At 55.6% G+C, this 12,253-nt stretch carries 13 protein-coding genes; 5 read left to right on the forward strand and 8 right to left on the reverse strand.

Translation table 11 applies throughout. The annotated features are described in order from the left end of the window. The 5 genes from QMP16_RS23220 to QMP16_RS23240 all read right to left on the reverse strand — a co-directional run. A partial coding sequence (locus QMP16_RS23220; RefSeq protein ID WP_282154355.1) for an FMN-binding glutamate synthase family protein occupies positions 1-861 on the reverse strand: 861 nt, incomplete at its 3' end. A 20-nt stretch (positions 862-881) separates the two neighbouring features. Continuing rightward, the gene (locus QMP16_RS23225; RefSeq protein ID WP_108861026.1) at positions 882-1,565 is read right to left on the reverse strand and encodes a GXGXG domain-containing protein; all 684 of its coding nucleotides are present in this window, start codon (positions 1,563-1,565) and stop codon (positions 882-884) included. A gap of 1 nt (position 1,566) precedes the next feature. Beyond that, positions 1,567-2,496, reverse strand: a complete 930-nt coding sequence (locus QMP16_RS23230; protein ID WP_282154347.1) for a class II glutamine amidotransferase — start codon at positions 2,494-2,496, stop codon at positions 1,567-1,569. A 147-nt stretch (positions 2,497-2,643) separates the two neighbouring features. Continuing rightward, on the reverse strand, positions 2,644-2,859 hold the full coding sequence (locus QMP16_RS23235; RefSeq protein WP_108861028.1) for a hypothetical protein: 216 nt from the start codon (positions 2,857-2,859) through the stop codon (positions 2,644-2,646). An 11-nt stretch (positions 2,860-2,870) separates the two neighbouring features. Then, entirely contained in the window at positions 2,871-4,247 is a 1,377-nt protein-coding gene (locus tag QMP16_RS23240) for an ammonium transporter (RefSeq protein WP_109310838.1), read from the reverse strand. A gap of 340 nt (positions 4,248-4,587) precedes the next feature. On the opposite strand from QMP16_RS23240, the gene QMP16_RS23245 reads away from it, so the two are divergent. The 5 genes from QMP16_RS23245 to QMP16_RS23265 are packed head-to-tail and all read left to right on the forward strand — an operon-like array spanning position 4,588 to position 8,947. After that, on the forward strand, positions 4,588-5,733 hold the full coding sequence (locus tag QMP16_RS23245) for an aminomethyltransferase family protein (RefSeq protein WP_282154348.1): 1,146 nt from the start codon (positions 4,588-4,590) through the stop codon (positions 5,731-5,733). A 55-nt stretch (positions 5,734-5,788) separates the two neighbouring features. Further along, positions 5,789-6,385: a dimethylamine monooxygenase subunit DmmA family protein gene (locus tag QMP16_RS23250; protein WP_282154349.1), complete on the forward strand. Its 597-nt coding sequence runs from the start codon at positions 5,789-5,791 to the stop codon at positions 6,383-6,385. Continuing rightward, a complete protein-coding gene (locus tag QMP16_RS23255; RefSeq protein ID WP_282154350.1) occupies positions 6,382-7,344 on the forward strand; it encodes a PDR/VanB family oxidoreductase in 963 nt (320 codons plus the stop codon). Before QMP16_RS23250 ends, QMP16_RS23255 begins: the two co-directional genes overlap by 4 nt. A 13-nt stretch (positions 7,345-7,357) precedes the next feature. Beyond that, the gene (locus tag QMP16_RS23260; protein ID WP_282154351.1) at positions 7,358-8,425 is read left to right on the forward strand and encodes a heme-dependent oxidative N-demethylase family protein; all 1,068 of its coding nucleotides are present in this window, start codon (positions 7,358-7,360) and stop codon (positions 8,423-8,425) included. Between the two features lie 24 nt (positions 8,426-8,449). Beyond that, on the forward strand, positions 8,450-8,947 hold the full coding sequence (locus QMP16_RS23265; RefSeq protein ID WP_282154352.1) for a GNAT family N-acetyltransferase: 498 nt from the start codon (positions 8,450-8,452) through the stop codon (positions 8,945-8,947). Here the strand turns inward: QMP16_RS23265 and QMP16_RS23270 are convergent. The 3 genes from QMP16_RS23270 to QMP16_RS23280 all read right to left on the reverse strand — a co-directional run bounded on the left by QMP16_RS23270 (position 8,925) and on the right by QMP16_RS23280 (position 12,157). Then, entirely contained in the window at positions 8,925-9,554 is a 630-nt protein-coding gene (locus QMP16_RS23270; protein WP_058272918.1) for a helix-turn-helix domain-containing protein, read from the reverse strand. The two genes, QMP16_RS23265 and QMP16_RS23270, sit on opposite strands and share 23 nt — an antisense overlap. Before the next feature lie 340 nt (positions 9,555-9,894). After that, on the reverse strand, positions 9,895-11,172 hold the full coding sequence (locus QMP16_RS23275; RefSeq protein WP_282154353.1) for a glycerate kinase type-2 family protein: 1,278 nt from the start codon (positions 11,170-11,172) through the stop codon (positions 9,895-9,897). A 7-nt stretch (positions 11,173-11,179) separates the two neighbouring features. Further along, entirely contained in the window at positions 11,180-12,157 is a 978-nt protein-coding gene (locus QMP16_RS23280) for an HpcH/HpaI aldolase/citrate lyase family protein (protein ID WP_282154354.1), read from the reverse strand. Positions 12,158-12,253: the final 96 nt, after the last annotated feature.

Raw genomic sequence — 12,253 nt, forward strand, 5'->3', positions numbered from 1 at the left:
CAGCGCTTGCACGGCGGGGCGGATACAGGACAGCGTCGGCAGACCGACATGTTCGATGAATACGTCCTGCGTGGCGGCGGTTCCGCCCTGCATCCCATCCATGACGACAACGTCGGCGCCAGCTTTCACGGCCAAAGCAGTGTCGTAGTAGGGGCGTGTTGCGCCAACTTTGACATAGATCGGCACTTGCCAGTCAGTGATCTCGCGCAGTTCGAGGATCTTGATCTCAAGATCGTCCGGGCCGGTCCAGTCGGGATGGCGACAGGCCGAGCGCTGGTCGATACCCTTGGGCAGGGTTCTCATCTCGGCCACGCGGTCGCTGATCTTCTGACCCAGCAGCATACCGCCGCCGCCGGGTTTAGCGCCTTGGCCAACCACAATCTCAATTGCATCAGCCTTGCGCAGATCGTTCGGGTTCATGCCGTAACGCGAAGGCAGGTATTGATACACCAGCTTGGTCGAATGGCCGCGTTCCTCTGGTGTCATGCCACCGTCACCGGTGGTGGTTGACGTGCCCGCTGCGGATGCGCCGCGGCCTAAAGCTTCTTTCGCCGGGCCGGACAAGGCACCAAAACTCATGCCCGCGATGGTGATCGGGATATCCAGCTCGATCGGTTTTTTGGCAAAGCGCGTGCCTAGCGTAACTGAGGTATCGCAACGTTCGCGATAGCCCTCCAACGGATAACGCGATACCGACGCACCCAGAAACAGCAGATCGTCGAAATGAGGTACTTTCCGTTTGGCCCCCCCGCCTCGAATGTCATAGATGCCGGTCGCAGCGGCGCGACGGATCTCGGCATTGATCGGGTTGGAAAATGTCGCCGACTGGATCGGCAGGGTGCGGGGGATCTGATCGTCCATATCTTTCATACCCTTCTTCCTCAGTAAGCGGCGGCGTTATCAACGTCGAAATTATAAAGCTGACGGGCCGAACCATAGCGTTTGAACTCTTCTGGCTTGGCGTCGCTGCCCGCGCGGGCCAGAAGATCCCTCAGGATATCCAGATGCTCGGGACGCATGTCCTTCTCGATGCAATCGGCGCCGAGGCTCTTGACCGAACCACGCACGAACAGCCGGGCTTCGTAGAGTGAATCCCCCAACGCATCCCCTGCGTCCCCGCAGACAACCAGATTGCCGTCCTGTGCCATGAAGGCGGACATGTGGCCGATGTTGCCATGCACGACGATATCGATCCCTTTCATCGAGATGCCGCAGCGCGAGCTGGCATTGCCTTTGATAACCAGCAATCCGCCATGGCCGGTCGCTCCGGCGTATTGGCTGGCGTCACCATCGACGATGACCTGACCGGACATCATGTTTTCGGCCACGCCCGGACCAACAGAGCCTTCTACCTTTATGGTCGCCTGCTGGTTCATGCCTGCACAATAATACCCGGTCGAGCCTTTGACCGTCACCTCAATCGGCGCATCCAGACCGACGGCGATTGCGTGGCTACCTTTAGGGTTCACAATTTCCCAGCGGGTTTGATTGGTCTCGGCGTTTTGTGCCTGCAGGGATGAGTTCAATCCGCGCAGCCCGTCTGCCTCTAGATCATAGGTCTGCATATCAGGCGGCCTTTTCGTGGGTTGTAGGGCTGTCGTTGTGCGACCAGAAATATACGGTGGAGGGTTCAGGCTCCCAAACCCGGGCGTCTTCAATGCCCGGCAGGTTTACCAAAGCACGGTATTCGCTGCCAAAGGCCACATATTGGTCTGTTTCGGCCATCACGGCGGGCTTGCAGGCAATCGGGTCACGTACGACGCCAAACCCGTCCTTGGTGCCCACAACAAAAGTGAAAAACCCATCCAGATCATCAATGCTGGTCTCCAGAGCCTCACCCAGTGTCGCACCGTTCATCATTTTCCAGGTCAGATATGCAGCACCCACTTCGGTGTCGTTCTCGGTCTGGATAACCACACCTTCGCGGCGCAGTTTGCGGCGCAACGAGTTGTGGTTGGACAGCGATCCATTGTGGACCAGACACTGATCTGGCCCGGTGTTGAACGGATGTGCGCCCATTGTCGTCACGGCGGATTCGGTCGCCATACGCGTGTGCCCAATGCCATGGGTGCCGCTCATACCGTTGAGGTTAAATCGGTCTGCAACATCTTTGGGCAGGCCAACTTCCTTGTAGATTTCGAGGCTTTCGCCGCGGCTCATGATCCGAACCGACGGGCGGATTTCGGCCAGCGCAGCGCGTGCGGCTTCGAACTGACCGGCGGGAATTTCAAGAACGGTATGTGTGTCGTTGTTTGTCTGACCAACCATTGCGCCCAGCTTTTCACCCAGCTCATCAGCCAGGCCGACAAAGTCAGCATCGGGGTTGGGCGACTGGACTGTAATCTTGGTTTTGCCTGCCGACTCTGCGCCATAGATCGCGATACCGGCACTATCGGGGCCGCGGTCTGTCATCGTAATCAGCATGTCCGTCAGCATGTTACCCAGTTGGGGCGCAAGAGACTGGTCTTTGAGGAATAATCCAACAATTCCGCACATGGCTGGCAGATCTCCTTGTGTGTTTGACTATGATTCGACGGTATCAACAAAACTGGGGGACATCAATAATAGTAGGAAAGTTTTTTTCCTAAGAGGCAATGGGCGTGATCTCTGATTTCACGCCCATTGCCAGCTCTCAAAGCTGGATCAGTATCGTTCCAGCTGTGCCTTCACCTTCTCTTCGTCGCCGGTGTGGCGGGCCTTCTCAAGGTGTTCACCTTCCCGGACGAACTGGATGCGATGCCAGCCAATCCAGAAGACCACACCAATGATGACCATCAGAACTTCGTAACCTTGGAAGGGGTAGATCGGACCGACCTCGGCAAGATCGACAGCCCAGCTTGTGTATCCATTCGTAGACATGTCTTTCTCCTTTACTTCGCTGCCGCGCCAGCACGGGCAGCCAATTCCTGTTTGTCAGCTTCAATGATCGCTGCCTTGGCATCTTCGTAGGCGTGGTGCTCGGCGTAATCGAGGCCTTGAAGTTCAACCTCTTCCGGGATGCGAAGCACACCTGCGGCCGCTTGCATCTTGGCCAGAGCCCAGCCGGGTAGGAAGCCAAGAACAAAGAACATGATGACCGCGCCGGTGATTTGACCGATCGGGTTGATTGTTGCGTATCCTTCGTACGGCGAAGATGGCACACCCCAGAGGACAAAGCCTGAAATCACCAGGCCAACAACCCCGGCATAACCGTGCACAGCAACGGCGCCCACCGCATCATCCAGCTTGAACCGGCGTTCTACCCAGTAGTGCAGCTTGTACACGATCACGACGCCGATCGCGGCAATGATCATTGCCTGAATCGGATGATACAAATCGTTTCCGGCCGAGGCAGTGATAATTCCGGCAAGCCCGCCTGAGAAGGTCCAGAACGCATCACCTTTCGAGATCACATAAGCCGCCATCAGACCGCCGGACAGCGACATCAGGAAGTTGAAGGTGATCGCCGACAGGGTCGTCGGAGCCAGATAGATATTGGTAGCTGTCCAGGTTACGCCAGTGATCTGCCCATCGATCCCTTCAGGTGAAATCACAGGCACGTTGCACGCGGCATAGAAGCCCCAGAAGCCAGTGTAGATCAGGAAGATGCCGATCGTCAGTAGCCACGGATTGTGCGGAGGAATGTCCCGTGGTGTCCCGTCCTTGGCGAACTTGCCTAGGCGCGGGCCCAGAACCATGATTACACCCAATGCGTAACCACCTGCAATTGCGTGAATTACACCGGAAGCGTATGCATCATGGTAGCCGAGAATTCGAACCATCCAGCCACCGTAGTGCCAGCCCCATGCAGCGTCGATGATCCACCAGACCGATCCGATCATGACCGCATGTACCCAGAGCGCCGAAGACCTGATCCGTTCGATCACGGAACCCGAAACGATCGAGGCTGCCGTCCAAGAGAACAGCAGGAATGCTGCCCAGAAAACGCCGGTGATTCTGTCACTAACATTGGTTGCCATCGTGTCGGCCCAAGGCAGATTCGCTGCGCCGGCTTCTGCGTCCAGACCGCCCCAGAACGGAAAGTTCGGAAAAGCCCAATAGATCCACCATCCAAAGAAGAAGAACGTGACCGTCACCAGTGGGATGATCATGATGTTTTTCATCAATGTGTGCATATGGTTACGGGCACGGCTGGCGCCGACTTCGTACATGCAAAAACCCACATGGATGAGGAACATGAAAACGACCGTTACCCAGTAGTAGAACTCGGTAAAGATCGTCGTGAGAGCATTTAGATTGCCATCCACTTCGTAGTCTCCCTGTTGTTGCAGCAGGAGGTCTCTCTGCGGAGTTTTCCTGCTGGGAAATTTTATCTACTCAGGGGACAATCTCGTGGGACACCTGTCAATAGATATGTGGGGCAAACATCTTTAACGGTGGTGTCGCATACTCAATTTGAAGGGTAGAATACTGCCTCTTAGTCATGAAAATAAGGGGTTTTCTTCAACTCTATGCCCCCGCCTAAGGGTTCAGAATTTGAAGGCAAATATTCCCAACAGGAAAATAATCTGCACAGAGGTGTTGATTTTCAATCTGACATCGGCCTCAATATGGGCAACAAAAAGCAATCAACGGGAGAGCTGAACCATGGCCATTCTTTGGAGGACGTCCGCCCTTGCGCAGCGCCATGCCGAGATCGGCGGCGAACTTGAGGACTGGAACGGCATGGGAACCGCATGGTTCTATGACCACAGCCCAGAACGCGCCAAAGCTGATTATGAGGCAATCCGCACCAAGGCGGGCCTAATGGATGTTTCCGGCCTGAAAAAGGTTCACGTGGTCGGCGAAGATGCCGCTTATGTCATTGATCGGGTCACCACGCGGAACGTGGAAAAGATCATGCCGGGTCGGTCGACCTATGCCTCGATTCTGAATGCCGAAGGTAAATTCGTTGACGATTGCATCATCTATCGCTTGTCGGTCAACACATGGCTTGTGGTGCACGGCACCGGCACGGGCATGGAGCAGCTGACGTCGGTGGCGGCGGGCAAAAACTGCGCGGTCATTTTTGACGACGACATGCACGACATGTCGCTTCAGGGACCAGTGGCCGTTGATTTCCTGGCCAAGCACATTCCCGGAATTCGGGATCTGGCCTATTTCGGCATCATGCAGACCAAACTCTATGGCTGCCCGGTGATGATTTCGCGGACCGGCTATACTGGTGAGCGCGGGTATGAGATTTTCTGCCAGGCCAAGCACGCAGTACACCTGTGGGACAACATTCTGGCCGAGGGCAAGGATATGGGCATCGTCCCGGTCCAGTTTTCGACGCTCGATCTGCTGCGCACCGAAAGCTACTTGCTGTTTTATCCGGGCGACAATTCGGAAACCTACCCGTTCGACGGCGAAACCTGTGGTGATACGCTTTGGGAACTGGGCCTGGAATTTACAGTCTCACCCGGTAAAACCGGTTTTATTGGGGCCGAGAACCACTATGCATCGCAAGGCAAAGAACGGTTCAAGATCTACGGCGTCAAGCTTGACGGCACGACCCCTGCGGATGAGGGTGCGGACCTGCTGCAAAACGGCGAAAAGGTCGGAGTTGTCACCTTTGGCATGTATTCCGAAATCAACGGGCACAACGTAGGTATTGCACGAATGCCGGTCGCCTGTGCCTCACCCGGCACCAAGCTGACAGTGCGCAACGGTGATGGGACAGAAATAGCGGCGACTGCGGAAGAAATGCCGTTCTACGATCAGGACAAATCTATCCGAACCGCAAAGGGCTGAGTTTCAGGGGGCGCGACGGATACACCGTGGCGCCCTTTTCCTATTTGAGGGCACAATGTCAAAGTTCGAATTTCCCAAGTCAATCGCAAGCCGCCCGGTCTGGGGCACGCTAGAGGTTCGCCCGGGCGAACATCATCTCATGATCGCTGAGGCCGAGGGGGCCGAAGCCGTTCTTGACATCGCGACACCCGACCTAATGACCAAAACCCATCTGATCTACATTCCCAAGGGAACGGATTACGTTGAGCGACTACAGGCATTGAAGCCTGCGCAATTCTACGAAGGTCCATCCTATGAAGCCTCGCTGCAGCGCATTCGCCGCGTTTTGGAAGACGCGCATATGGGGTTGCAGGTTTATCTGACCGGCTCTGAGGGCATGATGGGTCAAGCCGTGAATGAAGTGATGGCAGTTGGGCTGCCGCACACGGCAATTCAGACCGAACATCGCGGATCGGTCGCGCGCCGTATGCAATGCGTACACTGCAAGGGCATCACCGAAGATGTCGAGGTTGATCCCTTTGTCTGCGCGCATTGCGGGCTGAATCTGTTCGTGCGCGATCATTATTCCCGCCGTCTTGCCGCCTATCAGGGTGTCCGCGTGGATGCCGAAGATCATGGTAACGTGCCCGAGCCGAAGGGGATTTACGAATGAGTGGCGCCGAGAAAATCCAGGCCAAAGTGACCGAAATCACCCCCTTGAACGAGTTGGTGACGCGGTTCCGGTTCGAACGTATCGACGGGGGCCAGTTGCCGACCTTTTCGGGCGGAGCTCATACGGTTGTTGAAATGCAGGATGGTGGCATCACGCGGCTCAACCCATATTCGCTGATGTCGGACCCGTTTGATCAATCATCCTACACCATTTCGGTTCGGCGTGATGATGAGGGCAGGGGGGGGTCGCTGTTCATGCACCGCCAGGTCAAGCTGGGCGACGAGATGACCATCAGCTATCCGGTCAACCTGTTCTCGCTCGATTTGCGTGCCCGCAAGCACCTGTTTCTGGCCGGTGGAATCGGGATCACCCCGTTTCTGGCGCAGATCAAACAACTTGAACTGCTGCACGGACATTGGGAGCTGCACTATGCCTGCCGCAATCACGCGCTGGCGTCTTATGCGGATCAACTGACCGACCGGCATCCAAATGAAACACATCTGTATTACGACGACCAGAACCAGCAGATTGATCTGGAGAACCTGATGAGCGGGCAACCTCTGGGCACGCATGTCTATGTCTGCGGCCCCAAGGGCATGATCGACTGGGTGCGCAACACGGCCGCTGCTGAAGGCTGGCCCGAAGATTGTGTGCATTACGAAGAGTTCCTGGCGCCTCAGCCCGGTAAACCGTTCGAAGTGCGTTTGGCAGCGTCAGACAAAGTCGTTCATGTGGGCGAGAACGAGAGCCTTCTGGAAGCCATCGAACGCGAAGGTGTGGATGCGCCCTATCTGTGTCGTGGCGGAGCCTGCGGTCAGTGTGAAACCGTTGTGCTGGATCACGCTGGGAACTTTGTGCACCGCGATCACTGGCTGACCGACGAAGAAAAGGCATCGGGCAAGAAAATCATGCCCTGCGTATCGCGTTTCGAGGGCAAGTCCCTCGTGCTGGACCGCTGAGAGGAGGCCCAACATGACCATTCAATTCAACGACGAATCCTTCCGCGACGACTATACGTTCCACAACTCGGACTGGGCGATCAAACGCTTTCCGTTCCCATTTCACGAAGACAGCTACATGTATTCGGTCAACATGGAACAACATCGCGGCGGGCCAGAGGGCTCGGTCTATGAGATGCGGTTCGACGTGGACGAGCACTACGTTTCAGAGATGAAAGACCGCGCAATGGTTCTGGATCAGGACCCGCTGCGCTGTCAGTCGTTGCCGCATATGACATTGGCCGGCTGGGACTTGCTGGAACTGATCATGGTTAGCAAGTCCGAAGACTATCCTGATCTGTTCGAGTTGCATCGCAACGGCAATCAGTGGCGCTGGATCAACAAGCCCATGGGCATCGATCACAGCTTTACCTTCATGGATGAAACCACGCTGCCTTATGGGCCGATGGAATACATCACGCGACAAGCTCAGGGCGATTTCGCCGTGCTGGATCAGCGTGATGAGATGCTGTGGATGGACGCCGGCATGGTGACAACACAAGCCGATTGGAGCCTGGATTTCGACATCGGCATGAACTTTTTCGAATGGCACGCGCCGGTTCCGAAGGCCCATGAAATGGGTATTTTCCAGCGCGCGCTGAAGTTCTTGCTGAATATCCAGCAGGGCGCCCCTGCGCGGCGTCTCAACTGGACCATGACGGTGAACCCTTTGCTGGATACAAGCCCGGAAAACTATCACAAATGGGGGATCCAAAAGTCCACGCTGACGCCCGAAAACATCGCCCACAAGCAGCATCTGCGGGTCGAGTTGCAGACGTTCTTCCGCTTGCCGCGCTCCAATGCGCTGGTGTTCCCGATCCGTTGCTATCTGTGCAGTTTTCAGGATCTGATGACTGTTCCGAAATGGGGCCGCCGTCTGCACCGGGTTATTCGGGACCTGCCTGAAGAGCTGGCCACTTATAAGGGGTTCATCGACAACCGTCCGATGATGCTGGACTATCTCAGCCAGTTTGACGACGGGTTGCCCACATCGCCGGGGATTTGGCCGGATCTTGAATCGGAACCGCCTTTGTCGAAGTGAGCAATGTGAAGTGCCCTTGCTCAAATGACTGATCCGGACATAACGCCTTGGCTTATTCCGAGCGATGACTTCGCATTGTATGACGTGCTTGCGCTGCTTCGTGCGTCATTTCAATTCATGGATGCCCGGATCGACCCTCCGTCTTCTATCCATAGGCTAACGGTGGAAGGGATGCGGGAGCATTGTAAGGATGGTGGTGAAATCTGGGCCATCGGCCGACCGCTTTTCGCGTGTATGTTTCTGACGCCCAAACCCAACTGCCTGTACTTGGGGAAGCTTGCAGTTCAGGAAGGATTGCGGGGGCAAGGTATCTGCCGCGTGTTAGTGGATCATGCTGCAAGCCGTGCAACTGAGCTTGGTCTGTCTGCGCTGGAACTGGAAACGCGCGTGGAACTTACTGAAAACCATCGCGTTTTTTCAAGGCTTGGGTTTGCGATCGTGAATACGGGCAGCCATGAAGGCTATGAAAGACCCACGGATTTCCTATTGCGCAAGCCGATCAGTTTGTCTGCGGATAGCTGATCACTGATATGTAGCGGGCCGGCAGATTAACCAACCGTTCCGGGCCATGGGGTGAATCCGCATCAAAGAACAGGGTGTCACCCGGTTTCAGTGGGTAAATCTGGTCCCCATGGCGGTAATCCACTTCACCTTCCAGCATGTAAATCGTCTCGATGCCACCATGTTGGAATGTTGGAAACACATCGGATTTAGCAGTCAGGGTGATCAGATAGGGTTCCACGATTACGCCTGATCCGTTGGCGCCTATGTGCCCCAAAAGATTATATTGATGGTTAGCGCGTGTTCCTTCACGCTCCAGCTCGACACCTTCACCTGCTTTTGTATGAACCGCCTCCCGGCGTTCTTCGAACTGTCTGAAAAAACTTGTCAAAGGAACAGACAGTGCATCCGCCAATGACTGCAAGGTTGTCAGGGACGGTGACGTATTTCCATTTTCGATCTTGGACAGCATGCCGATCGACAATCCGGTAAGCTGGGCCAGCTCCGCGACGGTTATTTCCTGCTGCTTGCGAAAGGCGCGAACCTCGCGGCCGATGGCAACTTCAAGAACTTTTTCTCTGTTACCCGAACGAACGGAATGTGGGTCCTGAGTCAGATTTGCCGCCATTTCTTTGTCGCGTTTTTTCAATTTCACTCTTTCAATGTCTTGCTACACTTGTCCAAACCGGTTCTGCAAGCAGGAGCAGCGGAATACCCAATCCATTCGGAGTATCATAGCACCAAATTTTTCCTGATAGTAAAATAATCATGCTGTCAGAAAAAAGACCAGAGATCAGAATTCCACTGTTTGTCGGCTTTCCGATGGCGAGCCGGACATCTTTGATCGAACTTCTGCGTGCCGCAACGTTCGCGCCGGGCAAGAGGCGTTTTACTGATCTCTTGAACCCGACATCTGCGGCTTTTGTCAGATCTAAACTCGGGACCGAGTGTATCGAATAGTCTTAGGTTTATGGTACCAGCAGCATAATCTGTATGTCCGCCACATTGGTTCCGGTCGCCCCGGTTTGCAGGAGATCACCTGCTAATGACAACGCGGAATTACTGTCATTGTTGGACAGTAAAGCCACTGGATCCTTCCCGGCATTACGTATCCGACAGACAGTGCCAGCATCTACTATGGCTCCCGCCGCTGTGGTTGGTCCATCCCGGCCATCCGTGCCACCGCTGAGAAAAACCCAGTTGCCCGGTATTTTCTGTTCCTGAGTCAAATAGGCGAGACGCAATGCCATTTCCTGATTTCGACCGCCCCACCCTGAGCCACGCAGCCGGACAGTTGTCTCACCGCCAAACAGCAGGGCTTTCGGTCGATCCACGGTCACGGATCGGGTCGCATGCAAAATTTGTTCTGCGGCATCGTCCACATTGCAGGTCAACGCATCCGAGACGATCTCGGCGTCGAATGATCGAGACGCGCAACCATGTGCAGCCTGCAGGCTTATCCGATTAGATCCGATCAGGTGGTTGGTGGCTTGAGCACTAAGCCTCTGATCAGGAATACTATGTTCCAGATACGTGCGGACTGCTTTGGGCAACTCATGCCATAGGCCGTTTTCGATGCAAGTTCTGCGTGCGTCTGCATGGCTGCCGATAGGTGAAACGGTCGGGCCACTGGCAACAGCCCGCAGGTCGTCTCCGATAACATCCGAAAGAATGTAAGCCGTGACCGGCGCTGGTGCCGAATGTTTCAGAAACCCGCCGCCCTTAAGTTGGCTGAGTTGCTGGCGTATCAGATTTATCTGAGTGATACCCAACCCCGAGGATAGAAGCACTTCGTTAACCCGTATCTTATCCGATAGGGTCAGGCCGCTGACGGGGGCGGGGATAAGTGCTGATCCCCCGCCCGAGATTAACGCAATGACCTGATCATGTTCACATGCTTCGCTGAGCAAAGACACAATCTGTCGCCCGGCCTTCAACCCACGCTCATCGGGGATGGGATGCCCGCTTGTTAAGACAGTCGCGCCGGATACATCCGTCTGATTTTCAGCATGTGTTACAGCCAAAGCTACATGCGGGCCTTCAACGTGTTGCAACGCCTCTGACAGCATTTTGGGCGCAGCCTTCCCGACCGCAATCAGGACGCTGCGCCCGCCACTTGCAGGTGTTGGCAGTGGAGCGACGCATAACTTGCGACGCAGGGCAGTAGCTGGGTCCGCTGCCGACACTGCCTCGGCAAAGATAGCCGAAGCAGTGGTGCGAAGCGTTGTTGTTGAATGGCCCGGCACTACAGGTTCACGCAGCTGCGATTTGACTAGCCTTTTCGACCAGTACTTCGGCCTGACGGATCGAGGCATAGTCGATCAGGCGACCATCCAGAGACACAGCGCCTTTGCCAGCCGATTCAGCCTCGGACATGGCAACGAGTATGCGCTGTGCTTTGGTGACTTCGGCATCTGATGGCGACATGACCTCATTGGCCAGGGCAATCTGGCTGGGGTGGATAGCCCATTTTCCTTCACATCCCAGAACGGCCGCGCGTTTCGCTGCCGCGCGATACCCGTCTGGATCCTGAAAGTCACCGAAGGGCCCGTCGATCGGGCGCAGGCCGTTGGCTCGGGCGGCGACAACCATGCGGGCTAGCGCATAGTGCCACATGTCGCCCCAATGCGTCATGCGTCCGCCATCTGCATCCGCATCGGTCAGAACGGAATAGTCGGGGTTTACACCGCCGATGATGGTGGTCCGGGCACGGGTTGAAGCCGCATAATCGGCGACCCCGAAATGCAGGCTTTCGTTGCGTTTGGATGCGGCCGCAATCTCGCTGACATTCTGCATGCCAAGCGCGGTTTCGATGATGTGTTCGAATCCGATCCGTTTCTTGTAACCTTTGGCGTCCTCGATCTGCGTCACCAGCATGTCGACTGCATATACGTCAGCTGCGGTGCCAACCTTGGGGACCATAATCAGGTCTAGCCGTTCGCCGGCCTGTTCGACCACATCCACCACATCACGGTACATATAGTGCGTGTCCAGCCCGTTGATCCGCACCGACATGGTCTTGTTGCCCCAGTCGATCTCGTTCAGCGCTTCGATGATGTTCTTGCGCGCCTGTTCCTTTTCGTCCGGTGCAACAGCGTCTTCCAGATCAAGGAAGATAACGTCCACATCCGATTTCGCTGCCTTTTCGAACATTCCGGGCTGGCTGCCCGGAACGGCCAGCTCGCTGCGGTTCAGGCGTGCGGGGGCTTGGTCGATGTTGTGAAAGCTCATGGTTTTGGGATCCTTCGTCTTACAGGTTTGGATAGATCGGGAATTTAGCGCAAAGCTCTGCAACCTCGGCTTTGACTTTGGCTTCAACTGCGCCAT

Origin of the sequence: Ruegeria atlantica (assembly GCF_947495585.1) — a bacterium.
Lineage (GTDB): Bacteria > Pseudomonadota > Alphaproteobacteria > Rhodobacterales > Rhodobacteraceae > Ruegeria > Ruegeria atlantica_G.

What these genes read in the sequence shown, in the direction of transcription:
- QMP16_RS23245 (WP_282154348.1), top strand. Translation starts at nt 4,588, where the DNA reads ATGGCCATTCTTTGGAGGACGTCCGCCCTTGCGCAGCGCCATGCCGAG.
- QMP16_RS23260 (WP_282154351.1), top strand. Translation starts at nt 7,358, where the DNA reads ATGACCATTCAATTCAACGACGAATCCTTCCGCGACGACTATACGTTC.
- QMP16_RS23265 (WP_282154352.1), top strand. Translation starts at nt 8,450, where the DNA reads ATGACTGATCCGGACATAACGCCTTGGCTTATTCCGAGCGATGACTTC.
- QMP16_RS23270 (WP_058272918.1), bottom strand. Translation starts at nt 9,554, where the DNA reads ATGGCGGCAAATCTGACTCAGGACCCACATTCCGTTCGTTCGGGTAAC.
- QMP16_RS23250 (WP_282154349.1), top strand. Translation starts at nt 5,789, where the DNA reads ATGTCAAAGTTCGAATTTCCCAAGTCAATCGCAAGCCGCCCGGTCTGG.
- QMP16_RS23235 (WP_108861028.1), bottom strand. Translation starts at nt 2,859, where the DNA reads ATGTCTACGAATGGATACACAAGCTGGGCTGTCGATCTTGCCGAGGTC.
- QMP16_RS23280 (WP_282154354.1), bottom strand. Translation starts at nt 12,157, where the DNA reads ATGAGCTTTCACAACATCGACCAAGCCCCCGCACGCCTGAACCGCAGC.
- QMP16_RS23230 (WP_282154347.1), bottom strand. Translation starts at nt 2,496, where the DNA reads ATGTGCGGAATTGTTGGATTATTCCTCAAAGACCAGTCTCTTGCGCCC.
- QMP16_RS23255 (WP_282154350.1), top strand. Translation starts at nt 6,382, where the DNA reads ATGAGTGGCGCCGAGAAAATCCAGGCCAAAGTGACCGAAATCACCCCC.
- QMP16_RS23225 (WP_108861026.1), bottom strand. Translation starts at nt 1,565, where the DNA reads ATGCAGACCTATGATCTAGAGGCAGACGGGCTGCGCGGATTGAACTCA.